Origin of the sequence: Dyella humi (assembly GCF_044904605.1) — a bacterium.
Lineage (GTDB): Bacteria > Pseudomonadota > Gammaproteobacteria > Xanthomonadales > Rhodanobacteraceae > Dyella_B > Dyella_B humi.
In genome coordinates, this window is record NZ_JADIKI010000023.1 from 403,393 (window position 1) to 428,188 (window position 24,796).

Sequence of the window (24,796 nt, forward strand, 5' to 3'; positions counted from 1 at the left end):
TGTTCGCGGACCTGCTCGCTGAGTGTCCGGGGATGCTCTGATCCATTCTTCGTAGGCGTCACCGGCCCTGTCTGTTCGCAGGCCACAGGGGCATCGGCGAAAGCAGACTGGCCGTCTGTCGAGACGATGGACCGAAGGCATGCGGACAGACAGGGCCGGCCCGAAGGGTGATGCCCAGAAGGCCCGCAGGCTGCGCCGCGCGGCTTGAACACACGGCCAGTCTGCCCTGCGCCGAGCAACACAGCCTGCGGTTCTGGACATCATGCCGCCTGCGAAGAATGGATCAGAGCATCCCTAGGCCATGGAAGGTTCGTGAGCCCGGCGCAAATGGGGGTAGCCATGGAAATCCAGGCTGGCCCTGCGCCCCACCACGCGTAGCCGCGCCGGCACACCGAACGGCAGGGTGAACTTATCCGCCTCGTGCCCGAACGGCATACCCGAAAGCACCGGAATGCCCGCGATGCGGCGGATCTGCTCGAAGCCGTCGTCCAGGTCGTAGCCGTTGTCGTAGGGCGCCGGGCGGCACTGGGTGAAGTCCGCCAGGATCAGGGCCCGCTGCCGCCCCAACACGCCCGACAAGTGCAGTTGATAGAGCAGGCGCTCGATCCGGAACGGCGGCTCGCCGATGTCCTCCACGAACAGGATGCCGCCCTCGATACGCGGGAAATACGGCGTCTGCAGCAGGCTGCACAGCATGGCGAGATTGCCGCCCCACAACGGCCCTTCCACCGCCAGCTCCGCCGCTTCTTCTCCGCAGTCCCAGCTCGCGTTGCCGTGCGGCGCGCTCAGCGTGCGCCAGAAATGCCGCCACGTCAGGGGGCTCAACCGCTGTGCGCCGAAATCCGGCCCCAACATCGGGCCGCCGAACGTGACGATGCCGCTCTTCGCATACAGCGCCATCTGCAGGGCGGTGAAATCGCTATGTCCGACCAGCGCGATCGACTGACCGGCGAGACGTTCGCGCAAGGCGTCGTAATGCAGATGTTCCAGCAGGCGCGTGGCGCCATAGCCGCCGCGGATGGAGAGCGCGATGTCCGGCAACGTATCGAGCATGGCAAGGCCATTGATATCCGCGGCGCGCTGGACATCGCTGCCGGCGTAGCGCAGCTCCGTGCGATCGATCACGTCCACGCCTTCCACCTGGCAGCCGGCATCGCGCAGACGCGCGATGCCGCGTGTCATGGCATCACGATCGTGCGGGTAACCGGAGGGGGCGATCAGGCGGACATGGCAGGGGGCTTGTGCCTGCATGGAATGGCTCGTTCCGTTGGCGAGGAATGCACTCTATATCATTCGAATCCGTGGACGAGGGCATCGCTATGGCGTCACCGCGGACAAATCGTGGCGTGGCGGCAGCGCTTAGGTTGGGGTTCGCATACGCTCACCCCAACCTACATCAAGGCGCGTTTGTCGCGGCGGCGATCGTCGCTTCGCCTTTCAACACCAGATCCCGCGAAGAATGTCCGACCTGGATCGGATAACTGCCCGCCGCGATCTTCCATTGATGCCCTGGCACATCGAACGTCGCCAGCAAACGCGGATCGATCGTGACAGAAACCGTGCGGCTTTGCCCTGGCCGCAACGATACCTTTTCAAAACCCGCCAGCCGACGCGGCGCTTCACTGCTGTCGCCAGACAAGCTCACATACACCTGTGGCGTATCCATGCCGGCATGCCCGCCTGCATTGCTTACTTTGAAGCTGACCGTCACGCGATCGCCTTGGGCGGTGACATGCAGATCGCTGTAGTCGAAGCGGCTGTACGAAAGACCGAAGCCGAACGGAAACAGCGGCTGCAGGTTCTTCTTGTCGAACCACTTGTAGCCGACCGCCGCGCCTTCGATGTTGTAATCCACTTCCTGCGCATTGGTGATCTGCGGACGCGGCAGTTGCTGCTCGTCCTGCGGGAACGTTACAGGCAAGCGACCGGATGGATTCACCTTGCCGCTAAGTACGCCTGCAATCGCATCGCCGCCACGCGCGCCGGGATACCAGGCTTCAACCACCGCACTGACTTTCGACAGCCACGGCATCTTCACCGGGCCGCCATTTTCCAATACCACCACGGTGTGTGCATTGGCTGCGGCCACCGCGTCGATCAGGTCATCCTGCTTGTCCGATAGCGAAAGGTTCGGCTGATCGACACCTTCACAGGTCCATTGCGTAGCGAACACGAGCGCAACGTCGGACGATTTTGCCAACGCCGCAGCTCTGGCCGGATCGCTGCCGTCGTCATACGTGATCTTTGCGTTCGGCAGCAGCTTCTGCAGCGCCTTCATCGGCGAGGAAGGATCGTAGACTTTCCACTGCCAATCTGGCGTCTTCACTGCCGGAATGGCTGGGCCGCCGATCGGCCATACCTGCGCTGAGCCGCCACCGGACAACACGCCTGCGTCGGCATGACCGCCAATGATCACAACCGTCTTGACGTCCGCGTTCAACGGCAACTGATCGTGATCGTTCTTCAGCAACACGATTGCCTGCTCGGCTGCATGCTGTGCGACCAGCGCATCCGCGTCAACATCAAGCGGCTTGGTCACCGGCGGATGCTCGAACAGGCCAACTGCATACATCGAACGCAGAATGCGATGCACCATATCTTCCAGACGACTGTGCGGAATCTCGCCCTTATCGATAGCCTGGATCAGCGGTGTACCGAAGCTACTCGACGTTTGCCCCAAGCTGAAACTCGTCACAGCATCGATGCCGGATACCTGATCGGTGCCGGCCATCGCATCCATGACGCCGTGATCGGCACCCCAGTCCGTCATCACCCAGCCTGGGTATTTCCAATCACCCTTGAGGATGTCGTTGAGCAAATGCTTGTTGGAGCAATCCCAGACGCCGTTGACTTTGTTGTAGCCGCACATCACTGAGCCGGGATGGCCGTCTTCGATCGCCAGCTCGAAGGCGAGCAAATCCGATTCGCGCATCGCCTGTTCGTCGATGTTGGAACTCACCGTGAGACGATTGGTTTCCTGGTCGTTCAACGCGTAATGCTTGATGGTGGAGATCACGTGCTGCGACTGGATGCCGCGAATTTCCCCACCGTCGATGCGCGCGGCGAGCAGCGGATCTTCACCGAGGTATTCGAACGTGCGCCCGTCGCGCGGCTCGCGCGTGAGGTTAATGCCGCCGGCCAGCAGCACGTTGATACCTTGCCGGTGCGCTTCGTCCGCGATCATGCGGCCGCCTTCGTACGCGATCTGCGGATTCCAGGTTGCGGCAATGCCGATCAGCGAAGGCAGCGCCGTGGTATTGCCCGCTTCGCCACGCACATGCGCCGGCTGCTTACCCGGTCCCTGATCGATCGGATAGTTGTGCACGCCGATACCGGCGTCGTTCTGCTGCATGGCGGGAATGCCGAGCTTCGGCAGCGCAGGCACATAACCTGCTGCACCGATGCCGCCCTGCTGCTGTTGCAGCGACATCATGTCGTTATAGCTCTGCACCATGTGGTGCATGTCGTCCTGCGACATGCGCTTGAGCAACTTGGTCGCGCGCTGATCCGGCGACGAAGCGGCCTGATCGGCGAAAGCCGGCGTGAGGCAAGCCAGCGAAAGCGCGGTGAACAAGGCGGTGCGGGCAAACGGCAGATTGGCGAGCTTCATCGTGATCCCTTCGAGCTGGTTTTCAACCGGACGAAGGATGCCACGAAGCGCACCTCGTGGCAGTGATGAATATGGCCAGTCGGCCTTATGATCCTTTTAAATTGCAGGCTGGGGGTGCAAACCCCCAGCCTTCGCATAGACGTCATTCCCGCGAAAGCGGAGGCGCTTTCGCGGGAATGACGGCCACGGGGATTACGTGGTCACTCCGCGTACTCGACCACCTGGAGTCCGAATCCGGCCAGCCCTACCAGTTTGCGTGGCGTTCCCAGCACCCGCAGGCGATGCACGCCGAGGTCCGTGAGGATTTGCGCGCCCAGGCCGTGCTGTCGCCACTCTTGCCGTTGCATCTCATCAGGTGCCTGCGTAGCCGGCTGACGGGTGAGACGGCGCAGCAGCGCGTCCGGCGTATCTTCGCCGGATAGCACCAACAGCACGCCGCGGTTTTCGTCAGCAATGCGGCGCAGGGCGGCAGTGACGGTGAGGCCGAGATCCTCGCGTTGCAGATGCAATACATCGGACAGCGTGTTGCGCACATGCACACGGCTCAGCACCGGCTTGCCATCGTCCACGGCGCCGCGCACCAAGGCGAAATGCAGGCCGTGACGAATGGCGTCGCGATAGGCCACGAGGCGGAACGAGCCGAACTCGGTCTGCACCTCTTCCTCATACACGCGCTGCACGGTTTTTTCCGTTTCTAACCGATAGCGGATCAGGTCGGCGATGGAGCCGATCTTCAGTCCATGCTTTTTCGCAAACACTTCCAGTTCGGGGCGGCGCGCCATCGAACCGTCTTCGTGTAGCACTTCGATCAGCACTGCGGCCGGCTCGAGCCCGGCGAGCGCGGCCAAGTCGCAGCCGGCTTCCGTATGGCCTGCGCGCGTGAGCACGCCACCGGGTTGCGCGGTGAGCGGAAAGATATGGCCGGGCTGCGAGAGATCCTGCGGTTTCGCATCCAGCTTCACCGCCACCTGGATGGTACGCGCGCGATCGTGCGCTGAAATGCCGGTGGTGACGCCTTCGGCCGCCTCGATCGAGACGGTGAAATTGGTGTGGTATTGCGAAGTGTTGTCGCTCACCATCGGGCGCAGGCCGAGCTGGCGTGTGCGTTGTTCGGTAAGCGTCAGGCAGACCAATCCGCGTGCTTCGCGCACCATGAAGTTGATGTCTTCGGGCCGCACCATTTGCGCGGCCATGATCAGATCGCCCTCGTTCTCGCGGTCTTCGTCATCGACGATCACGACCATGCGACCGGCGCGAATGTCTTCGAGGATTTCGGGGATGGTGTTGAATGCCATGATGTGTTTTGTCCTGTGTTCTTTATGTACTTGCGGCATCGCGACTGCTCCCCCCTGCTTGCAGGGGAGGGAGCAGATCGGCCAGATCACTCACGCAAACCCGTGCTGTTTGAGAAACGCTTCATCAATACGCGACCCTTCGCCGCCACCGATCAACCGCTCCACATAGCGCGCCACCACGTCCACCTCGATATTCACCGCATCGCCCGGGCGTCGCGCGTGGAACGTCGTATGTTCCACCGTGTGGGGAATAAGGTTGACCCCGAAGCGATTGCCATTCACTTCATTGACGGTGAGGCTGGTGCCGTCGATGCAGACGGAGCCCTTGGAGGCGATATAGCGTGAGAGCGAAGCGGGCACTTCAAATGTCCAGCGTTGCGAACGGCCGTCCGGCGCAACGGAAACCACTTTGCCCACGCCGTCGACGTGGCCGGAAACCAGATGGCCGCCAAGGCGATCTGCCAGCCGAAGGGCTTTTTCCAGATTCACCGGGTCACCGGACTTATGCTTACCCAGCGTGGTGAGCGACAGCGTTTCATTGGAAACATCGGCGGCGAATCCACGCGATTCCAGCACGACCACGGTGAGGCACGCGCCGGACACCGCAATACTGTCGCCCAGTTGCACGTCGGAAAGATCGAGATCGGCGGTATCGACATGCAAGCGCACGTCGCCGCCGCGGGCTTCCAGCCGCGCAACGCGGCCGACGCTCTGGATGATGCCGGTAAACATCAGCGCACCTCCGCGGGGAAGGTGGACAAAACCTGGTGATGACGAATGTGCATGAACGTTCTCCACGAACTATCGATGTGGGAACGCCCCAAGGCAAAGGCACACGCATCGCATGGCGCGATGCATGATGCCGTCTTCTTTCATCCGGACTGTAACCGTCGGCTCCGGCATTGGACCGGATCTGCTGACCTTCCGGCGGAACCGGAAGCGCTCGCGGGCTCGGGCCTTGCGGCCCCTACCGCCGGTGGGGAGTTTCGCCCCGCCCTGAAGACGTTGGTTTTGCCGGACACGCCGGCCGGCGGAGTTTAGCACCGATTGGCGTATCGTCCGTTCACGCTACGGAACGCTGCGTCACCTCACCCGCCACCAGCGCCTGCGCCAGAAAACGATCGTACAGCGTTGGAATAGACCCGCCCGCTAGCCAAGCGCCTGCGCTGTCTGGCGCCGGTAATCGCGCAGCACCTGGTCCATCACCCAGCCGGTGCGTGCGGCCGATTCAGCCATCGAGGGACAGGCCCCTTTTTGCCCGCGCAGCTCCGCCACGATGGTTTCGATCAGCGGCTGCTGGATGTGCGCCGGATTCGCGACAGCGTATTCGTGCACGCCTTCGGAGTTCTCGACCTCGATCGGGCCGTCGCCAAACGTCGCGAAAACGATGCGACCGCCATCGCCGATCACCTCCACCCGATCTTCATGCCGCTGAGCAGCAAAGTTCCACAAACCGGTACCGAGCATGCCGTTGCCGAAGACATAGGACATGGCTACACAGTCTTCCGCCGGATAGGCACCGAGCTGGTTGCTGGCGTGTCCAGACGCCGAGGCGATAGGACCGAACAGCCAATCGAGGATGTCGAGTGTGTGGCAGCCCAGGTCCATGAAAAGGCCGCCTCCGGCAAGCTCCGGTTGCACGCGCCACGGCAGTTCCGACGGGTTTTGGTAGCGTGGATGATGCGGTTCGTAGAGCACGACGTTGACGATACGCGGCATGCCGATCACGCGCCGCTCGAACAGCAACTCGCGCACTTTGCGGAAGCGTGGCAGACAGCGACGGTAGTACGCGACAAATACCGGCACACCCGCGTCGCGGCCGGCATCGAGTATGGCCCGGCATTCGGCATGGTCGCGCGCCATCGGCTTTTCCACGTAAACCGGTTTGCCCGCCGCAATGGCCATGAGTGCATACGAGTGATGCGTGGAAGGTGGGGTGGCAACGTAAACCGCATCGACATCCTTGTCGGCGATCAATGCCGCGGCATCGTCATACCACTTCGCTACGCCGTGGCGCTGCGCATAGTCGCGCGCCTTGTCGCCGTCGCGGCGCATCACAGCCACCAGCGCCGAACCATCGACGCGATGGAAGGCGGGGCCGCTTTTCACTTCGGTGACGTCACCGCAACCGATGATGCCCCAGCGGACGGCTGGCATGGTCATTTCGCTATCACTCCGGAATTACGGAAAAAATACTCAGGCAGCTGGCCGCAGCCGCAAGCGCAGATCGATGCCGACGGCGCGGCAATCCATCATCTGCAACTTCCAGCGTGAGGCCATATCGGCCAGCGGCGGCAATGTCAGCAGCGGCCTCGCCGTGTCACCCAGCAGCAAGGGCGCCATGTAGATCAACAGTTCGTCCACCAGGCCGGCGGCAAACAGCGAACCGCATAGCGTGGGGCCGGCTTCCACGTGCAGCTCGCTGCAACCGCGACCGGCGAGCAGGGCAAGCACGGCGTGCAGATTGAGCCCATCGCCTTGCTCGGCGATGGCGACGCGCTCCACGTTGGCGAAGCGGTCGTCGGTGACATTTGCCGAAGCAGCATGCAGCACGAGCGTGGGTGTTTGGCCGTCCAGAACATGGCTGCCGGCGGGGGTGCGCAAGTGACGGTCGAGGATCACGCGCGTGGGTGAAAACGGGTCGCGGGGTTGTCCCCCGTCCTCGTCGGGGAGAGGGAGACGCACCGTTAGCTGCGGATTATCCGCAAGCACCGTCCCCACGCCGGTGAGGATGGCCGAACTGCGCGCCCGCCAGCGCTGCACATCCGCCCGGGCCGCTTCGCCGGTGATCCATTTCGATTCGCCGTTCGCCAGCGCGGTACGGCCGTCCAGGCTCATCGCCAATTTCACGCGCACCCAGGGACGGTGGCGTTCGATCCGGCTGAAGAATCCGATGTTGATTTCCCGTGCCGCTTCCCGCATCAGTCCGCTTTCCACCGTAATGCCCGCGGCACGCAGCTTTTCGATGCCTTTGCCTGCCACCTGTGGAAAGGGATCCTCGGCGGCAATCACCACCCGGGCCACACCTGCGGCGATCAGCGCATCGGCACAAGGCGGCGTGCGTCCGTGATGCGCGCAGGGCTCCAGGGTGACGTAGGCCGTGGCGCCGCGCGCCTGCTCTCCCGCTTCGCGCAGCGCGTACACCTCGGCATGCGGTTCACCGGCCCGTTCGTGCCAACCCTGCCCCACCATGCGTTCGCCATGGGCAATGACACAACCCACGCGTGGATTGGGTTGCGTGGTGGTGAGGCCACGCTCGGCCAGGCGCAACGCTTGCGCCATGTGCATAGCATCGACGACGGAGAAAGTCATGGAAGCGTCTGAATATGGATATGCATGATCATCAGTGTGCGCGAACACGCGGCATTTGTCGCGCCGGCGGGAGCGGGAGTAGCCTTGAAGTTCTAGGATGCTCTGATCCGTTTTGCGTAGGCGGCATGATGTCCAGGAGGCCCGCAGGGTGTGTTGCGCGACGCAGGGAAGACTGGCCGTCTTGCCAAGTCGCGCGGCGCAGCATGCGGGCCTCCTGGACATCACCCTTCGGGCCGTTGCTGTCTGTCCGCATCCCTTCGGCCCGCCGGCTCGACAGACAGCCAGTCTGCCTTCGCCGACGGTCCTGTGGCCTGCGAACAGACAGCAACGGTGACGCCCACGCAAAACGGATCAGAGCATCCTCCACTGCGGAAGGACGACACCCATGATCTACGAAAGCATTCTCGACACCATCGGCAATACGCCCATCGTCCGGCTGCATCGGGTGGCACCTTCGCACGTCACGCTCTATACAAAAGTGGAAGCGTTCAACCCGGGCGGCTCGGTAAAGGATCGCCTTGCCATCGCGGTGATTCTCGATGCAGAGCAGAAAGGCCTGCTCAAGCCGGGGGATACCGTGGTCGAAGCCACGTCCGGAAACACCGGCGTGGCGCTGGCGATGGTATGCGCGGCGCGCGGTTACCGCTTCGTGGCGACCATGAGCGAAACTTTCTCGATCGAACGTCGCAAGCTGATGCGCGCATACGGCGCCAGGGTGATCTTGACGCCCGCCGCCGAGCGCGGCAGCGGCATGGTGCGCCGTGCGGAAGAACTGGCCAAGAAGCACGGCTGGTTCCTGCCGCGACAGTTTCAGAATCCAGCCAATCCGGCCTATCACCGCAGCACTACGGCGGCGGAAATCCTGCGCGATTTCGCCGGCAAGCGGCTCGATGCCTTCGTCACAGGCTGGGGTACGGGTGGCACGCTTACCGGCGTGGGCGAAATGCTGAAGCTCGCGCGGCCTGAGGTGAAGATCGTCGCTTCCGAACCGGCCGGCGCATCGCTGCTGCAGGACAAGCCATGGCAGCCGCACAAGATCCAGGGCTGGACGCCGGACTTCGTGCCCGAAGTGCTCAACCGCAAAGTGTTCGATCTGGATCTGCCGGTGGATGAAGTGGTCGCTCGCGACACCGCGCGGCGACTGGCGAAAGAGGAGGGCATCTTCGTCGGCATCTCTGCCGGCGCCACGGTTGCTGCGGCGCTCAAGTATGCGGAAACGGCTGAGCAAGGCAGCGTGATTCTGGCGATGCTGCCGGATACGGGTGAACGCTACTTGTCCACGTTCTTGCTAGAAGGCGTGGAGGAAGGATCGGATGATGCGTGGTTGGAGAGTCTTGGCTAGGGCAATCGTTCCCTAAAGCGTCGCAATCCCATAAGGCCGTCATTCCCGCGGAAGTGGGAATCCATGTGGGATTCACCTAAGCGCCAAATGGATTCCCGCTTTCGCGGGAATGACGGCCTGCAGGGCAACTCAGCCTTTACGATGGCCACGCTTCGCTGCAGCCACCGCACCCGCTTCGCCAAGCAACGAAAGCTGTAAATTGTCCAGCCCTGGCAAGTCGCGCTCCAGCTTCTCGATCTCTTCGCGGAACGCATGCACGTCCTCGAACTTCCGATAGACGGAAGCGAAGCGCACGTATGCGACCTGGTCGAGCTTCTTCAGCTCGCGCATCACCAGCTCGCCGACATGGCGCGAAGGTACTTCACGCTCACCGCTCTTGCGCAGATCGTCGATTACCGCGCGTACCGCGGCGTCCACGTCGTGGCTGGCCACCGGACGTTTCTGCAGCGCCCGCTCGAAGCTGGTGCGCAGCTTGCGTTCGTCAAAACTCTCGCGCCGCTCGCCGCTTTTTACGATGGCCGGCAACTTCAGCTCGGCCGTTTCGAACGTATTGAAGCGTTCGCTGCACTGCGGGCACTCGCGACGGCGGCGCACGGTGGCGCCGTCGTCGGCAAGGCGTGAATCGATCACGCGGGTATCTTCATGCTGGCAGAACGGACAATGCATTGGATCACTGCCGGGAACGGGGAACGGGAAACGGGGAACATGAGGATTGCTGTTTACGAACCAACGCGTTCTTCAATGCCTGTATTTGACACATCAACGAATGTATAGCGCTTAATGGCTTCACAATATCGACTTCACTGATATAACCAAGTCGGCGTGCAAGCAGTGTTTGAGTTTCGACTTCAGCAAGCGAGCCGGCAGACATGGATAAAAACCTCATATAGTCTTTGGTTGAGCCTCGCGCATTACCTTCAGCAATACACGAAGCCACAGAAACCACTGCTCTCCTCAACTGTCCGCTCAGCCCGAAACGCTCCTCCACCGGAAACTGCCAGGTCATCGCGTACACCAACTCTGCCAAGCTCATGGCGTCCTGCCAAACTCGCAATTCCCGATAGTTTGAAGCCACTGGAACCTCCCTGTTCCCCGTTCCCTGTTCCCCGTTCCCTCGGCTTCAGCCGTAAACCGGGAACTTCTTGCACTGTGCGGAAACTTTCTCCCGCACGGTGTTGATCACGCTTTCGCTGCCGGGTGCGTCCAGAACGTCGCAAATCCAGTGCGTGAGTTCCACCACATCCGCTTCCTTGTAGCCACGCGTGGTGATGGCAGGCGTGCCGACGCGCAGGCCAGAAGTGATGAAAGGCGAACGTGGATCGTTCGGCACGGCATTCTTGTTGACGGTGATGTGCGCCTTGCCGAGCGCGGCTTCCGCATCTTTGCCGGTGGCTTCGCGGCCGATCAGGTCGATCAGCATGAGGTGGTTTTCGGTACCTCCGGAGACGACCTTGTAACCGCGCTCGATCAGCGTTTTGGCCATGGCCTTGGCGTTCTTCACCACCTGCGCCTGGTAATCCTTGAAGGACGGTTCGAGTGCCTCCTTGAACGCCACCGCCTTGGCGGCGATCACGTGCATCAGCGGGCCGCCCTGGATGCCGGGGAACACGATGGATTGCAGCTTCTTCTCGATCTCCTCGCCGGCATCCTTAGCAATGACGAAGCCGCCGCGCGGTCCGCGCAGCGTCTTGTGCGTGGTCGATGTCACCACGTGCGCGTGCGGCAGCGGGCTGGGATACACGCCCGCGGCGATCAAACCGGCGACGTGCGCCATGTCGACAAACAGGTACGCACCAACCTTGTCGGCAATCGCACGGAAACGCGCCCAGTCCATCACCTGCGAATAGGCGCTGAAACCGGCCACGATCATCTTGGGCTTGTGTTCGACAGCAAGGCGCTCGACTTCGTCGTAATCGACCAAGCCCTGTTCGTTCACGCCGTACTGCACAGCGTTGTAGATCTTGCCGGAGAGATTCACCTTCGCGCCGTGCGTAAGGTGGCCACCGTGCGCCAGGCTCATGCCGAGAATGGTGTCGCCCGGATTGAGCAGCGCGAAGTACACCGCTTGGTTGGCCTGCGAACCGGAGTGCGGCTGCACGTTGGCGTAGGTGGCGCCGAACAGCTGCTTCAGGCGCTCGATGGCGAGGCGCTCGGCCACGTCCACGTATTCGCAACCGCCGTAGTAACGCTTGCCCGGATAGCCTTCGGCGTATTTGTTGGTGAGCACCGATCCCTGGGCTTCCAGCACGCGCGGGCTGGCGTAGTTTTCCGAAGCAATCAGCTCGACGTGGTCCTCCTGGCGGCGGGCTTCGTCGGCAATGGCCTTGGCCAGCTCGTCATCGTAGCCGGCAATCGTTTGATGCTTCGGGAACATTCGGGCCTCGTGGGGTCGCGTGGGACGGGGGAAAGACTTGAAAGTGTAATGGTCGCCGGTGTATGCGGCCACCCTCCGTAACGATGGGCGATGCATGGTGCTCTTCGTCCGGGCGACCGCCGGGACCCTGTGACTTTGCTTTGAAATCAAGGCACTGCGCCCGGTCTTCGCCGGAGCGACGCATAGGTCGGGGTGCAAACCCTAACATCGCCAGGCCCAGACATTGGGACGTTGGGGTTTGCGCCCCAACCTACGAGGCCTTCGCTGGCTTTTTCGCCAGCGCACTCACCATCACGTAGCTGATGATCATCAACAAAAACCACGAACCCAGCTTCGACAACGGCACCATGCGCCAGCCATGGTGCTGCATTGGATAACGCCACGCCGCGGTGAAGGTACCGACGTTCTCGGCGATCCAGATAAACGTGGCTACGAGCAGAAAGCCAAGCAGCAACGGCATGCGCCGATGCGCATGGCGAATGCGGAAATGCACCCAGGTGCGCCCGAACAGCAACGCCACCACCGCGAACAGCACCCATCGCGCATCGGGTAGAAAATGATGCGTAAAGAAGTTCGCGTAAATGGCCACCGCTAGCCACGCCGTCGCCGCAAACGGCGGATGCCGCGTGAATCGAAACGCGAACAATCGCCACGCCCGCGCGATGTAGCTGCCCACTGATGCATACATGAAGCCGCTAAACAGCGGTACGCCGCCGATGCGCAGCAGCGAGGGCTCCGGATAAATCCATGAACCCACCGAGGTCTTGAACACTTCCATGGCCGTGCCCACCAGGTGGAACAACAAGATCACCTTCGCCTCTTCCAGCGTTTCCAGCCGACTCGCGATCAGCACGCACTGAATCGCCAGCGCGGCCAGCGTGAGGAAGTCATAACGCGCCAGCGCCGCATGTGACGGATAGAACGCCCAGGTGAATCCCAGCAGCAGCACCATGCTGCCACCGAACACGCAGGCAGCGGCCTGCTTTACGCCGAAGCAAACGAACTCGTGCAAAAACACCGCACCCCGGCCGCGCGCACGCGCCCAATGGCCGGCGCGCTCGTCCCATTCGCGCCATATACCCAGTACGGCGACAAGGCTGCTGCTTCGTTTCGCTCCCATGGCATCGCAGCCTGGCAGCACGGCATGGCCCGACGGACGCGAAAAGTGGCGAACAGGTGGCCATCGGCTCGCGATAAGGCGGCGAACGGCGTTCCGCTGTCACCGGCACTTACCCATATCCCGCTATAATCGGGGGTTTGATACCCACGCCCTGCGCGTTGCCCGCTCATCGGGGCCGGCACGCGCATGCCAACGGAGCCAGCATGCAATACATCTACACCATGAACGGGGTCAGCAAGATCGTTCCCCCGAAGCGTCAGATCATCAAGGACATTTCGCTGAGCTTCTTCCCCGGCGCCAAGATCGGCCTGCTGGGTCTGAACGGCGCGGGCAAGTCCACGGTGCTGCGCATCATGGCCGGCGTCGACAAGGATTTCCAAGGCGAAGCACGTCCGCAGCCGGGCATCAAAGTCGGCTACCTGGCGCAGGAGCCGCAGATCGATCCGGACAAGACCGTTCGCGAAGTGGTCGAGGAAGGTGTGTCGGTGATCCTCGATGCGCAGAAGCGCCTGGAGGAGGTCTACGCCGCCTACGCCGAAGAAGGCGCCGATTTCGACAAGCTCGCCGCCGAACAGCAGGAGCTGGAAAGCCTCCTCGCGGTGAACGACGCCCACGCACTGGAACGCCAGCTTGAAGTGGCCGCCGACGCGCTGCGCCTACCGCCGTGGGATGTGAAAGTCGGCCCGCTCTCGGGTGGCGAGAAGCGTCGCGTGGCGCTATGCCGCCTGCTGCTCTCCAAGCCGGACATGCTGCTGCTGGACGAGCCCACCAACCACTTGGACGCCGAATCCGTGGAATGGCTGGAGCACTTCCTGCAGGATTACCCGGGCACCGTGGTGGCCGTCACCCATGATCGCTACTTCCTCGACAACGCCGCCGAGTGGATTCTGGAACTCGATCGCGGCCGCGGCATTCCGTGGAAGGGCAACTACACCGAGTGGCTGGAGCAGAAGGATGCGCGCCTGAAACAGGAAGCGCAGCAGGAAAAGTCGCGCCAGAAGGCCATTGAGAAGGAACTGGAGTGGGTGCGTTCGGCCGCCAAGGGTCGCCAGTCCAAGGGCAAGGCGCGCTTGAACCGCTTCGAGGAATTGAACGCGGTGGAATATCAGCGCCGCAACGAAACCAACGAAATCTTCATTCCGCCGGGCGAGCGCCTGGGTCAGGAAGTGATCGAGTTCAAGAACGTCACCAAGTCGTTCGGTGATCGCCTGTTGATCGACGATCTGTCGTTCAAGGTGCCGCCGGGCGCCATCGTGGGCATCATGGGCCCGAACGGCGCGGGTAAGTCCACCCTGATGAAATTGATCATGGGCAAGGAACAGCCCGATTCCGGCGAAGTGAAGCTTGGCCACACGGTGAAGCTGGCCTACGTCGACCAGTCGCGTGGCGCGCTCGAAGCAAAGAACAACGTTTGGCAAGAAGTGTCGGGCGGTGCGGACATCCTCACCATCGGCAATTTCGAAATCCAATCGCGCGCCTACATCGGTCGCTTCAACTTCAAGGGCACCGATCAGCAGAAGATCGTGGGCAACCTTTCCGGCGGTGAGCGCGGCCGTCTGCATCTGGCCAAAACGCTATTGCAGGGCGGCAACGTACTGCTGCTCGACGAACCTTCCAACGACCTGGACGTGGAAACCCTGCGCGCACTGGAAGATGCGCTGCTGGAATTCCCTGGCTGCGCGATGGTGATCTCGCATGATCGCTGGTTCCTCGACCGCATCGCCACGCACATCCTGGCGTTCGAAGGCGACTCGCACGTGGAATTCTTCCCCGGCAATTACAACGAGTATGAAGCCGACAAGAAGCGCCGTTTGGGTGATGAGGCGGCGAAGCCGCATCGGGTGAAGTACAAGAAACTGGCTTAAGAGTGGCTCTTTGCGTTTGCCTCCTCTCCCCTCCGGGGAGAGGATTCAGGTGAGGGGCCAAGGCTGGCCTCAAGCCTCAAAGAATCACGCTCCAAAAATCTATACACACCGCAAGATTGCCCCCTCACCCTAACCCTCTCCCCAGAGGGGAGAGGGAATGGATGGTGGCAAGGAGACAGACCATGCACTTCATGCAATCCCTGCAAACCGCATGGACCCGCAACAACTCCCTGGTCTGCGTCGGCCTCGATCCCGAACCCACGAAATTCCCCGCACACTTCAAAGGCCGCCCCGACGCCGTCTTCGAATTCTGCAGTGCCATCGTCGACGCCACTGCCGATCTGACTTGTGCCTATAAACCGCAGATCGCCCACTTCGCCGCTCTGCGCGCGGAAGAAACGCTGGAGCGGCTGATCGCGCACATCCATGCCAAGCATCCCGGCGTGCCGGTGATCCTCGATGCCAAGCGCGGTGACATCGGTAGCACTGCACAGCATTACGTCACCGAGGCGTTCGAGCGCTACGGCGCGGACGCCGTGACCTTGAACCCCTACCTTGGCCGCGATTCCGTGCAGCCGTTCCTCGATCGCGCAGACAAAGGCGTGATCCTGCTCTGCCATACCTCGAACCCGGGCGCGGCGGATTTGCAGGATCTCGACGTCGGCGGCAAGCCGCTGTACCAGCACGTCGCCCGCCTTATCGCGCAGGAATGGAATACGCACGGCAATTGCGCGCTGGTCACCGGTGCCACGTGGCCGGAACAGCTGGCCGAAGTGCGCGCCCTGGTGGGCAACATACCACTGCTGGTGCCGGGCATCGGTGCACAGGGCGGCGACGTGGAAGCGGTGGTTCGCAATGGCCGCACCGCTGTCGGCACCGGGCTGATGATCAACTCCTCGCGCGCGATTCTTTACGCCGGCAACGGCGAGGATTTCACCCAGGCCGCGCGCACCGCCACGATCGAACTGCGCGACGCCATCAACCGTTATCGCTAGCCCGCCCTGCCCGCGTTTCGCCACTCCCCCGCGTAACCGCACTATGTCAGTATCCGCTCGGGAAACCGGCTTTACGCCGGTGGGGAATCCTTGAGAGGGAACGTATGCGGACATTAAATGGGCAGGCTCTGAAGGCCGTTTCAAGAACTTGCGGCCTCTTGCGTCGGTTGGCTTTGTGGTCGGTCGTGCTGGCAATGAGCGTGACGCAACATGCGCACGCTGCCAGCCCGGATCCGTCCCTGGTTTCGAAAATCAATGCGGCCACCTTCGAAGTGGTGATCCCCAGAGCGGTGGACGATCCGCTCACCTACGAAAAACCGCTGCCGCTCGACCTGCTGCCGTATCAAGAACGCACCGACAAGTACTTTTCTGTCGGTACCGCTTTTGCGATCGGCCACAATCGCTACGTCACCGCGGGCCACGTGTTGCTGGCCGCCGTCGGTGATCTCACCGGACCGCCTGCACTGCGCGACGCCAGCGGCCACGTGTATGCGATCGACAAGGTCCAGAAATTCTCCTTGCAACAAGACTTCGTGATGTTCTCGTTGAAGGAGCAGCCCAACGGCAACGCCGCGCTGGAAACCAACGCCAAGGCGGCGATGAACAGCGTGGTGTATGCCGTCGGCAATGCGCTCGGTACCGGCGTGGTGATCCGCGATGGTCTCTACACCTCTGACACGCCGGAAGACGAAAACGGGCGCTGGAAGTGGATGCGTTTCTCCGCCGCGGCATCGCCGGGCAACAGCGGCGGCCCGCTGTTGGACCAGGACGGCAAGGTGATCGGCGTGGTGCTGATGAAGTCGCCCAACGAAAACCTCAACTATGCGCTACCGATTGGCGAGGTGCTCAATGCATCCGACAACCTGGCTGTGATGGACAAGCGCGAGTCCTATCAGCTGGACATTATCGAAGACGACCAGAACGGCACACTCAAGGCCCAATTCCCGCTGCCCGCCAGCTACGACGATTTCAGCGCGACATACCTGAAGCTGCTCAATCGCAACAGCGAAGATTTGCTGAAAGCGCTGCTGCAGCAACAGGGCAATGAACTGTTTCCGCACGGTGCCGGTTCCAACCACATCTTGCACGACGCGCCGGAGCTGAGTCTGTTTCCCGAGCTGATCGTGCGCAACCGCAGCGGCCAATGGGTGTATTCCGGACGCGAACTCAACCGCGTACCGCTCAGCGGCAACGGCTATGTGGCCAGCGGCTACGTCGGCCACACGTTCCTAATGCATCTGCGCCGGCCGGACGACATGAAGGCCGCCACGTTCTACAACGATCCCAAGCAGATGATGGATCTGGTGCTGAAGACCGGCTATTGGACACGGCAGGTCGGCCCTGAGAAGGTCAAGATCGTCTCGATGGGCAAACCCGCCACCGACGTCAGTTACACCGACAGCTGGCAACGGCACTGGAAAGCATTCGTGTGGTCGCTGCCGTACATCAACGCGCAAATGGTGGTGTTCGCGCTACCGACGCCGGATGGGTACTCGATCATGATGCGCCTGAGCCCCTCCGTGGTCACTCATGACAGCGTGATCGACATGAAGGCGCTGACCGACTTCCTCAACGTGGATTACGGCGGCACGCTGGCGCAGTGGAAGGAATTCCTTGCCAATAGCTCGCTGCTGCCCGACGTGCTGAAGGATGCCCGCATCGATGTCGACTACGGCAAGCGCTTCAGCTACGACTCCAGCAACATCGCCTTCAGCTATCCGGTCACATTGCAACCCATCGCTTCTGAAAACCTGCTTGCTGTGGGCGTTGGCTACTACGAAAAGCACGGCAAATTCGCGTTGCAAACGGGCATCGTGCAGTTGCGCTTGAACATCACCGATCCCGACCGCATCAGCGTGAGACGCCACACCGCGCCCAGTCCCGACCTGGACGACAACTTCAAGGAAGCCTGGGGCAAACTGCTGCACAAGCAGCATCCGTTCGATGGCGTACCCTACAACGACGGCGATGAAATGGACGTCGCCACGGTGATCGATCCGCCGGCAGGCGACGCACCTTCGGAACTCTACACCGCGTTCTACGCTACCCAGGGTACGCACAAGCCCGAGGACATGAAGGCCAAGCTCAAGCTGCTGACACAGGAATTCAAGGTGAAATCGCCTTGATGCGTTAACTGCTCTCCTCAGCCCGTGTATCCGATTCGCGTCACGTCAACTATGCGTTTCGTCACCCCGGCGCACGCGGGGAGAGCACATGGATGTGCTCGGGTTTGAGGAGCGAGGAAAGCCGGGGTCCAGCGCCTTTCAGACGGCTCAACGTCATTAGATTCCGGCTTTCGCCGGGACGACGAGCAAAAAACATCGCGAGCAGAGACTCGACGCAAATCAAGCTCCGACGAGAGATTGGGCGGGGCCGCACTCACCATGATTGTCAGCTCCTCGTCATGAAGTACTCAGACGCTTTTCATTAGAGAAATGGCATGCTCGCGTAGCGGCCATTAACCCCAAAAGGATCGACGCGTGAGCTTGTGGTTCCTGATTTTTCTGAGCGTGTTGCAAGGCGTAACCGAGCTTTTCCCGGTCAGCAGCCTTGGCCATACCCTGCTCGTTCCCGCGCTGTTCGGCGTGCACATCGACAAGCACGCACCGCAGCTGATCCCTTTTCTAGTGGCTCTGCATCTCGGTACGGCGCTGGCTTTGCTGGGTTATTTCCGGCATCGATGGATCGCGCTGACCAAAGGCTTCTTCGCCTCGCTGGCCGGTCGCCGTAACGATGAAGGACACATGATGTGGGCGCTGATCATCGGCACGATCCCCGCCTGCGTCGTGGGATTGCTGCTGGAGAAACGGCTGGAGCTGGTGTTCAAGGATCTGCGCATCGTCGCCGCGGCGTTAATCGCCAACGGCCTGCTTCTGTGGATGGGCGATCGCATCGAGCGCACGCGTGCGCACAAGCCGCCGGAAAAACTCAACTTTCGGCAGGCGTTCCTGATCGGACTGGCGCAAGTCGGTGCGTTGATTCCAGGCTTTTCTCGCAGCGGCCTCACCATGATCGCGGGTTCCGCTACGGGCCTGGACAAGGAAAAGGCGGCGGAGTTTTCCTTTCTGCTCGGCACACCGATCATTCTTGCCGCGGGCCTGCTGGAGATTCCCAAACTGTTCAAAGCACCGGAACAACTCGGAGACGCATTGCTCGGTGGCGTGCTGACGGCGATTGCAGCGTGGATGAGCTTGCGTTTCCTGATGCGTTACTTCGAAGGCCGTGGACGGCTGACTTCGTTCGGCACGTACTGCGTGATCGCCGGTGCGGTGTTCCTCGGCTGGTTCCTGCTGTATCCGCAGCCCGCCTGAAATACCGATTATTCGTCAACGTTCGGGTCCATCCCCGGGAACAACACCTCGATAAACCCGAACTTGGTGAAGTCGGTGATGCGCGAAGGATAAAGGCGCCCGATCAGGTGATCGCACTCGTGCTGCACCACGCGCGCATGGAAACCCTCAGCCGTGCGATCGATGCGTTCGCCTTTGGGATCGATACCTTCGTAGCGGATCAGCGAATAGCGATTCACCGCGCCGCGCAAGCCCGGCACAGAAAGGCAGCCTTCCCAGCCTTCTTCCATATCCTGCGATAAGGGCGTGATGGCGGGGTTGAGCAGGATGGTCTGCGGCACCGGCGGCGCATCCGGATAGCGCTCCGAGCTGTCGAAGCCAAAGATCACCAGTTGCAGGTCTACACCGATCTGCGGTGCAGCAAGCCCGACGCCGCCCGCGGCATGCATGGTCTCGAACATGTCGACGATCAATGCATCGAGTTCGGCACTACCGATCATGCTGTCGGGCACGGGCGGAGCGACGCGAAGCAGACGCGGGTCGCCCATCTTCAGAATCTCGCGGATCATGCCAACCTCGCAGCGGGTGTTGCCTGGAAGTTTAACTGTGGACGGCGCGGCGTGAACGCAACGCGTCCTGGCAGCTTACGGTTCCGTCATCAAACGCGTTCGATCCGGTATTGACCCCTGCCGCAGACAGGAAGAATCTTAGGCAGGCTTTGACCCATGCGGAGTTTTTATGGCTACCACCACTGCACTGAGGCCAACCGGCATAGCAGGCAGGATTCTCTGGGCCATTGTCGCCGCGATCGGCGCCGCCTGCCTGGCGGTGATCGCCTTGCGACGCGGCGAACCGGTCAACGCCATCTGGCTGGTGGCCGCGGCCGTGGCGATCTTTCTGATCGGTTATCGCTTCTACGGCAAGTTCATCGAGCACCGCGTGCTGCAGATGGATCCCAGCCGCGCGCCGCCTTCGGTGCTGCGTAATGACGGCCTGGATTACGTGCCCACCGACAAGTGGGTGGTGTTCGGCCATCACTTCGCAGCTATTGCCGGCGCCGGCCCGCTGGTAGGCCCCGTACTGGCGGCGCAGATGGGTTATCTGCCGGGCACTTTGTGGATTCTGTTCGGCGTGGTGCTCGGTGGTGCGGTGCAAGATTTCATGGTGTTGGGCTTGTCGGTGCGCCGCGATGCGCGCTCGCTCGGCCATATGCTGCGCGAGGAATTGGGCGCGCTGGCCGGCGTGGTGGCGATGTTCGGCTTGCTCGCATTGATGATGATCGTGCTGGCGGTGTTGGCGCTGGTCGTGGTGAAAGCGCTCACGCACAGCCCATGGGGCACCTTCTCGGTGGCCTGCACGATTCCCATCGCGCTGCTGATGGGTGTCTATCTGCGCTGGCTGCGGCCGGGACGCATTCTGGAGGTGTCGCTGATCGGCCTAGTGTTGTTGCTTTCGTCCATCGCCTACGGTGCGCACGTGGCGACAACACCGGAACTTGCGCACTTGTTCGACTTCGATGCCAAGTCGCTGGCCTGGCTGCTGATCATCTACGGTTTCGTCGCCTCGGTGCTGCCGGTGTGGCTGCTGCTGGCGCCGCGTGATTACCTGTCTACCTTCCTCAAGATCGGCACCATCTTGCTGCTGGCGATCGCGATCATCTTCGCCGCGCCGCAATTGCAGATGCCAGCGGTATCGCATTTCATCGACGGCACCGGACCGGTGTTCCAGGGAAAGCTGTTCCCCTTCCTGTTCATCACCATCGCCTGCGGTTCGGTATCGGGCTGGCATTCGATCATCGCCTCCGGGACTACGCCTAAGCTGCTTTCCAATGAAGGCGAAGCGCGCATGGTCGGCTACGGCGGCATGCTGATGGAAGCGTTCGTGGCGATCATGGCTTTGATCGCAGCGTCTTCGCTGCATCCGGGTGTGTACTTCGCGATGAACTCACCGTCAGCCCTGATCGGCACCACGGTGGAACACGCGGCTGGTGTGATCAGCCAGTGGGGTTTTGTTGTCACGCCGGACGAGCTAACGCGCACTGCGAAAGACATCGGCGAAACCAGTATCTTGAGCCGCGCCGGTGGCGCGCCCACGCTGGCGGTAGGCATGGCGCAACTGCTGCACAACATCCTGCCTGGCGAAGGCATGGTCGCGTTCTGGTATCACTACGCGATCTTGTTCGAGGCGCTGTTTATTCTCACCACCGTGGATGCCGGCACGCGCGTGGGCCGTTTCATGATCCAGGAGATCGCCGGCCTGGTTTACGCGCCGCTGAAGAGTACCGAATCGTGGATCGGCAACGTGTTGGCCACTTCGATCTGCGTGGGTTTGTGGGGCTATTTCCTCTATCAGGGTGCCGTCGATCCGCTGGGTGGCATCAATACACTGTGGCCACTGTTCGGCATCGCCAACCAGATGCTGGCGGCGATCGCGCTGATGCTCGCCACCGTGGTCACGGTGAAGCTCAAGCGCGAACGCTATGCGTGGGTACCGGGCATTCCGGCAGTGTGGCTGGTCACCTGCACGCTCACCGCCGGCTTCGAAAAGCTCGTCGGCTCGATTAGCTTCACCGCTGCCGCGCAGAAATACACCGACGCCATGGACGCCGGCACATTACTCGCGCCGGCCAAGAACCTGGCGGAAATGCAACGCATCATCACCAACAACAGCGTGGATGCCACGCTCACGGCGGTGTTCGTATTGCTGGTGCTGTCGATGCTCGGTTTCAGCCTCTATGCCATTGTGAAGGCCTTGCGCAACAACGCGCCCACCGCGCAGGAGGCGCCGCGCGTCGCCCTGGCCAGCTTGGCCAGCCGGAGTACATGACCATGACACTCCAAAAACTATGGCAACGCCTGGTACAGACCGCCCGCCTGAGCTGTGGTGTACCGGACTACGACGTCTACGTGGCCCACCTGCGCGCCCATCATCCGGAGCGCCGGATACCCACCTATGCGGAGTTCTTCCGCGACCGGCAGACCGCGCGCTACAAGGGCACGGGCGGGCGCTGTTGCTAAGGGCGCCACCGTCCCCTGACTTTCGTCACGCTGGAAAAACAAGGCCATGTCCATATAAAGACATGGCCTTGTCGTATCCACCTGCGGTTACACTTCCCCTTTCGCCCACGCCATGCTCCTGGCCATTCCCACATGACCAAACCCGTTTCCGAGATCGAGGCTCGACACAGCTTCGGCCTACGCGTGATCGCCATTTACAAGGCGATCAAGACGGTGTGCCTGATCTTCGTGGCCTTCGTCGCGTTCGGCCTGCACAAGGCGGAGAACTTCGATCGCTTGGTGCATACGCTGGAGCATCTGTCACTGCAGGACAGCAGCGGTATGCGCTGGCGCCTGGTGGGCCTGCTGCAGGAATGGGGGCCCAGCAAGTTCATCGCCGTTGGCATCGTGGCGCTGGCCTATGCGGCGATCTTCGCTACTGAAGGCACCGGACTATGGCTGCGCAAGCACTGGGCGGAGTGGTTCACCGTGATCGCCACCGGTTCGCTGATTCCGGTAGAGGTGTACGAGGTATTCCACAAGTTCAACTGGCTGAAAGTCGGCGCGTTGATCGGAAATGTGGTGATCGTGGTGTATCTGATCCGTATTGCGATGCAGCCGCATAAGCGAACAACGTAAGCTGGGGCGTCAATCCCAGCATTGCCATCCAAATGAAAGCTGGGATTGGCATCCCAGCCTACAAACATGCTGGCCTTACACCTCGTGATGAATCGCTTCCGCCGGCGGCTCCGTCTTGCGCCGTGGCATCAGTTCCACCAGATACATCGCAGCTAGCACTAATCCGCCACCGCACAGCATGCGCCAGGTCAGCACGTCGCTACCGAATACCACGGCGAAACCCGCTGCGAATACCGGCTCGGTGGTCATCACAATCGCCGCGCGCGTGGCCGGAAGATGCGCCTGCGCCCAGGTCTGCATCAACATCGCGCCCGCGCCGGCCACCAGCGCCATGTAGAGCACGGCGATCCAGGCGCTGCGATCGGGCGGTAGTACCGGACCACCGTGCCCCGCAGTTGCCAGCAGACACACCAGCGCAATCACGGCCATCTGCACGGCGGACAGGCCGAACGCTTCATCCGCGCGCGACCAATGGCCCAGCGCCACGATGTGCAAGCCATACAACAGCGCTGAAGCCAAGGTAAGCCATACACCTGTATCCACGGACAACCCGTTGAGTGACAGCAAAGCTAACCCAAGCGTGGCCATGCCGACCGCCAACCACACTACGACTGGCATGCGCTGGCGCAGCAGTAGCGTGGCGAGGATCGGCGTAAACACCACGTACATGCCGGTGACGAAACCGCTGACGCTGGGCGAAATCAGCGAAAGTCCCCAGGTCTGCAGCAATTGTCCCAGGCCGTACATCACGCCCAGCACCACACCACGCCACAACTGCCGCCGTGCCAGGCGCGCAACTTGCCGATGGAACAGCGCGAACATGACGACGGCGGCCACAACGAAACGCACAGCCAAAAAATCCGCCACGGGCATGCGATCGACCACGCCCTTGATCAGCACGAAGGTGGAGCCCCACACGGCGGTCATGGCCAGCAGACCGAAGGTCGCCAGCAGGCTGATGCGCGACGCAGCGCTCATCGAGTGGCCGCTCGCAGCAGCTGCCCAGGGATTTTCAGTAGGAAACGCGCCCAGATGCCCAGCCACACCACGGCTGCGATGTAGGGCTTCTGCGCAGCCGGATCGAATTTGCGAAACCAGCGCCACATGCCGCGGTGCTTGTGATAACTCACAAAGACGGGCCGGTGCCGGCTCGATCCGCCTTTTCCATGCAGCACCCGCACATCGCCAGCAAGCAGCACGCGCCAGCCCGTATCGCGCACGCGACGACACAGGTCGAGATCTTCGCAGTGCAGAAAATATTTTTCGTCAAACCCGTGCAGCAGTTCGAACACGCGTAACGGCATCAGCATCACCGCGCCGGAAACAGCCTCTGCTTCGACCACGTGATCGGGAATGGTGCTCGCATTCATACCGCCGCTGCGCTTGAACAGTGTGGCGAGCGCGCGCCCCAGTATCGGGTCACGACGAAACGAGGCAGGGTCAGGCACGCCCTGCGCGTCGCATACCACCGCGCCGATCAGACCCGCCTTGTTTTCCGTTGCCAGTACGTCCAGCAGCCGCTGCAAGGCGGTTTCATCGATCAGGCAATCCGGATTGAGGATCAGCAAAGCCTCGCCTCGCGCTTGCGCTGCCGCACGGTTCACTGCCGGACCGAAGCCGAGATTGGCGTGGTTATAGATCACTTTGAAACGTGGATCGCTTTCGCGCGCGCGCGCGATCGCCTGCGGCACGCCGTCGGCGGAAGCGTTGTCGATCAGCAGCAGTTCGAGCGGTATCGTGCAGGCCAGCACGCTCCTCACGCAGTCGCGCAAGCTCGGGCCGCTGTCGGCAGAAACGATGATGACGCTGAGTTGCAGTGAGTTGGTATGGAAAGCTGGCATGAATGGGCGGAGGTTCGATGATTTCCGATCGTACGAAAATTCAGTTCACTCGTAACGGGTGATTCAGAGCGCACCGGAATGACGACACAAAGCAAGATCAAGCGTTGCTTGAACTCA

General features: G+C 61.7%; 21 protein-coding genes and 1 riboswitch. Of the genes, 8 read left to right on the plus strand and 13 right to left on the minus strand.

The genetic code is table 11. The features are described 5' to 3' along the window. Positions 1–294: 294 nt before the first annotated feature. The 6 genes from ldcA to ribD all read right to left on the minus strand — a co-directional run bounded on the left by ldcA (position 295) and on the right by ribD (position 8,217). Positions 295–1,251 carry a muramoyltetrapeptide carboxypeptidase gene (ldcA, locus tag ISP18_RS13090; protein WP_380012509.1) on the minus strand — a complete coding sequence of 319 codons (957 nt, stop codon included), beginning with the start codon at positions 1,249–1,251 and terminating at the stop codon, positions 295–297. Positions 1,252–1,396: 145 nt separating this feature from the next. Then, positions 1,397–3,610: a beta-glucosidase family protein gene (locus ISP18_RS13095; RefSeq protein ID WP_380012512.1), complete on the minus strand. Its 2,214-nt coding sequence runs from the start codon at positions 3,608–3,610 to the stop codon at positions 1,397–1,399. 200 nt (positions 3,611–3,810) lie between these two features. Further along, a complete protein-coding gene (gene ribBA, locus ISP18_RS13100; RefSeq protein ID WP_380012515.1) occupies positions 3,811–4,905 on the minus strand; it encodes a bifunctional 3,4-dihydroxy-2-butanone-4-phosphate synthase/GTP cyclohydrolase II in 1,095 nt (364 codons plus the stop codon). A gap of 90 nt (positions 4,906–4,995) precedes the next feature. Continuing rightward, the gene (locus ISP18_RS13105) at positions 4,996–5,637 is read right to left on the minus strand and encodes a riboflavin synthase (RefSeq protein WP_380012518.1); all 642 of its coding nucleotides are present in this window, start codon (positions 5,635–5,637) and stop codon (positions 4,996–4,998) included. 128 nt (positions 5,638–5,765) lie between these two features. Further along, a riboswitch (FMN riboswitch) is annotated at positions 5,766–5,913 on the minus strand. Between the two features lie 141 nt (positions 5,914–6,054). Then, on the minus strand, positions 6,055–7,068 hold the full coding sequence (locus ISP18_RS13110; RefSeq protein WP_380012521.1) for a Gfo/Idh/MocA family protein: 1,014 nt from the start codon (positions 7,066–7,068) through the stop codon (positions 6,055–6,057). 33 nt (positions 7,069–7,101) lie between these two features. Then, on the minus strand, positions 7,102–8,217 hold the full coding sequence (gene ribD, locus ISP18_RS13115) for a bifunctional diaminohydroxyphosphoribosylaminopyrimidine deaminase/5-amino-6-(5-phosphoribosylamino)uracil reductase RibD (RefSeq protein ID WP_380012525.1): 1,116 nt from the start codon (positions 8,215–8,217) through the stop codon (positions 7,102–7,104). Between the two features lie 385 nt (positions 8,218–8,602). On the opposite strand from ribD, the gene cysK reads away from it, so the two are divergent. Further along, the gene (gene cysK / locus ISP18_RS13120) at positions 8,603–9,559 is read left to right on the plus strand and encodes a cysteine synthase A (protein WP_380012528.1); all 957 of its coding nucleotides are present in this window, start codon (positions 8,603–8,605) and stop codon (positions 9,557–9,559) included. 129 nt (positions 9,560–9,688) lie between these two features. Here the strand turns inward: cysK and nrdR are convergent, their stop codons facing one another. The 4 genes from nrdR to ISP18_RS13140 form a co-directional block, all read right to left on the minus strand. Then, on the minus strand, positions 9,689–10,225 hold the full coding sequence (nrdR, locus tag ISP18_RS13125) for a transcriptional regulator NrdR (RefSeq protein ID WP_380012531.1): 537 nt from the start codon (positions 10,223–10,225) through the stop codon (positions 9,689–9,691). 4 nt (positions 10,226–10,229) lie between these two features. Beyond that, entirely contained in the window at positions 10,230–10,634 is a 405-nt protein-coding gene (locus tag ISP18_RS13130) for a four helix bundle protein (protein WP_380012534.1), read from the minus strand. Between the two features lie 45 nt (positions 10,635–10,679). Continuing rightward, positions 10,680–11,933 (minus strand): serine hydroxymethyltransferase, encoded by a 1,254-nt coding sequence (glyA, locus tag ISP18_RS13135; RefSeq protein ID WP_380012537.1) that lies wholly within the window; start codon positions 11,931–11,933, stop codon positions 10,680–10,682. Between the two features lie 250 nt (positions 11,934–12,183). Further along, on the minus strand, positions 12,184–13,053 hold the full coding sequence (locus ISP18_RS13140; protein ID WP_380012540.1) for a DUF817 domain-containing protein: 870 nt from the start codon (positions 13,051–13,053) through the stop codon (positions 12,184–12,186). 203 nt (positions 13,054–13,256) lie between these two features. Between ISP18_RS13140 and ettA the strand changes: the two genes are divergently transcribed. From ettA to ISP18_RS13160, 4 genes are all read left to right on the plus strand, one after another. Further along, positions 13,257–14,918, plus strand: a complete 1,662-nt coding sequence (ettA, locus tag ISP18_RS13145) for an energy-dependent translational throttle protein EttA (protein WP_380012543.1) — start codon at positions 13,257–13,259, stop codon at positions 14,916–14,918. 182 nt (positions 14,919–15,100) lie between these two features. After that, complete coding sequence (gene pyrF / locus ISP18_RS13150) at positions 15,101–15,913, plus strand: orotidine-5'-phosphate decarboxylase (RefSeq protein WP_380012546.1); 813 nt, start codon at positions 15,101–15,103, stop codon at positions 15,911–15,913. A 194-nt stretch (positions 15,914–16,107) separates the two neighbouring features. Beyond that, positions 16,108–18,039 carry a S1 family peptidase gene (locus ISP18_RS13155; RefSeq protein ID WP_380012549.1) on the plus strand — a complete coding sequence of 644 codons (1,932 nt, stop codon included), beginning with the start codon at positions 16,108–16,110 and terminating at the stop codon, positions 18,037–18,039. Positions 18,040–18,393: 354 nt separating this feature from the next. Further along, positions 18,394–19,224 (plus strand): undecaprenyl-diphosphate phosphatase, encoded by an 831-nt coding sequence (locus ISP18_RS13160; RefSeq protein ID WP_380012552.1) that lies wholly within the window; start codon positions 18,394–18,396, stop codon positions 19,222–19,224. 8 nt (positions 19,225–19,232) lie between these two features. Here ISP18_RS13160 and def read toward each other — a convergent pair whose 3' ends face one another. Beyond that, positions 19,233–19,772 (minus strand): peptide deformylase, encoded by a 540-nt coding sequence (gene def / locus ISP18_RS13165; protein ID WP_380012555.1) that lies wholly within the window; start codon positions 19,770–19,772, stop codon positions 19,233–19,235. Positions 19,773–19,941: 169 nt separating this feature from the next. Here def and ISP18_RS13170 point away from each other — a divergent pair, with 169 nt between their 5' ends. The 3 genes from ISP18_RS13170 to ISP18_RS13180 all read left to right on the plus strand — a co-directional run bounded on the left by ISP18_RS13170 (position 19,942) and on the right by ISP18_RS13180 (position 22,838). Further along, entirely contained in the window at positions 19,942–22,029 is a 2,088-nt protein-coding gene (locus ISP18_RS13170; protein WP_380012558.1) for a carbon starvation CstA family protein, read from the plus strand. Next, positions 22,026–22,220, plus strand: coding sequence for a YbdD/YjiX family protein (locus ISP18_RS13175; RefSeq protein WP_380012561.1), 195 nt, complete (start codon positions 22,026–22,028; stop codon positions 22,218–22,220). Before ISP18_RS13170 ends, ISP18_RS13175 begins: the two co-directional genes overlap by 4 nt. 132 nt (positions 22,221–22,352) lie before the next feature. Further along, the gene (locus ISP18_RS13180) at positions 22,353–22,838 is read left to right on the plus strand and encodes a DUF2127 domain-containing protein (protein ID WP_380012564.1); all 486 of its coding nucleotides are present in this window, start codon (positions 22,353–22,355) and stop codon (positions 22,836–22,838) included. Between the two features lie 75 nt (positions 22,839–22,913). On the opposite strand, the gene ISP18_RS13185 is transcribed toward ISP18_RS13180, so the two are convergent. Together ISP18_RS13185 and ISP18_RS13190 are read right to left on the minus strand one after the other, a co-directional pair. Further along, entirely contained in the window at positions 22,914–23,816 is a 903-nt protein-coding gene (locus ISP18_RS13185; RefSeq protein ID WP_380012567.1) for a DMT family transporter, read from the minus strand. Next, positions 23,813–24,679 carry a glycosyltransferase family 2 protein gene (locus ISP18_RS13190; protein ID WP_380012570.1) on the minus strand — a complete coding sequence of 289 codons (867 nt, stop codon included), beginning with the start codon at positions 24,677–24,679 and terminating at the stop codon, positions 23,813–23,815. The genes ISP18_RS13185 and ISP18_RS13190 overlap by 4 nt, the downstream gene beginning before the upstream one ends. Between the last annotated feature and the right edge of the window lie 117 nt (positions 24,680–24,796).

Excerpts from the sequence above, each read along its gene's own strand:
- ldcA (WP_380012509.1), bottom strand. The coding sequence starts at position 1,251 with ATGCAGGCACAAGCCCCCTGCCATGTCCGCCTGATCGCCCCCTCCGGT.
- ISP18_RS13095 (WP_380012512.1), bottom strand. The coding sequence starts at position 3,610 with ATGAAGCTCGCCAATCTGCCGTTTGCCCGCACCGCCTTGTTCACCGCG.
- ribBA (WP_380012515.1), bottom strand. The coding sequence starts at position 4,905 with ATGGCATTCAACACCATCCCCGAAATCCTCGAAGACATTCGCGCCGGT.
- ISP18_RS13105 (WP_380012518.1), bottom strand. The coding sequence starts at position 5,637 with ATGTTTACCGGCATCATCCAGAGCGTCGGCCGCGTTGCGCGGCTGGAA.
- ISP18_RS13110 (WP_380012521.1), bottom strand. The coding sequence starts at position 7,068 with ATGACCATGCCAGCCGTCCGCTGGGGCATCATCGGTTGCGGTGACGTC.
- ribD (WP_380012525.1), bottom strand. The coding sequence starts at position 8,217 with ATGACTTTCTCCGTCGTCGATGCTATGCACATGGCGCAAGCGTTGCGC.
- cysK (WP_380012528.1), top strand. The coding sequence starts at position 8,603 with ATGATCTACGAAAGCATTCTCGACACCATCGGCAATACGCCCATCGTC.
- nrdR (WP_380012531.1), bottom strand. The coding sequence starts at position 10,225 with ATGCATTGTCCGTTCTGCCAGCATGAAGATACCCGCGTGATCGATTCA.
- glyA (WP_380012537.1), bottom strand. The coding sequence starts at position 11,933 with ATGTTCCCGAAGCATCAAACGATTGCCGGCTACGATGACGAGCTGGCC.
- ISP18_RS13140 (WP_380012540.1), bottom strand. The coding sequence starts at position 13,053 with ATGGGAGCGAAACGAAGCAGCAGCCTTGTCGCCGTACTGGGTATATGG.
- ettA (WP_380012543.1), top strand. The coding sequence starts at position 13,257 with ATGCAATACATCTACACCATGAACGGGGTCAGCAAGATCGTTCCCCCG.
- pyrF (WP_380012546.1), top strand. The coding sequence starts at position 15,101 with ATGCACTTCATGCAATCCCTGCAAACCGCATGGACCCGCAACAACTCC.
- ISP18_RS13155 (WP_380012549.1), top strand. The coding sequence starts at position 16,108 with ATGAGCGTGACGCAACATGCGCACGCTGCCAGCCCGGATCCGTCCCTG.
- def (WP_380012555.1), bottom strand. The coding sequence starts at position 19,772 with ATGATCCGCGAGATTCTGAAGATGGGCGACCCGCGTCTGCTTCGCGTC.
- ISP18_RS13170 (WP_380012558.1), top strand. The coding sequence starts at position 19,942 with ATGGCTACCACCACTGCACTGAGGCCAACCGGCATAGCAGGCAGGATT.
- ISP18_RS13175 (WP_380012561.1), top strand. The coding sequence starts at position 22,026 with ATGACCATGACACTCCAAAAACTATGGCAACGCCTGGTACAGACCGCC.
- ISP18_RS13180 (WP_380012564.1), top strand. The coding sequence starts at position 22,353 with ATGACCAAACCCGTTTCCGAGATCGAGGCTCGACACAGCTTCGGCCTA.
- ISP18_RS13185 (WP_380012567.1), bottom strand. The coding sequence starts at position 23,816 with ATGAGCGCTGCGTCGCGCATCAGCCTGCTGGCGACCTTCGGTCTGCTG.
- ISP18_RS13190 (WP_380012570.1), bottom strand. The coding sequence starts at position 24,679 with ATGCCAGCTTTCCATACCAACTCACTGCAACTCAGCGTCATCATCGTT.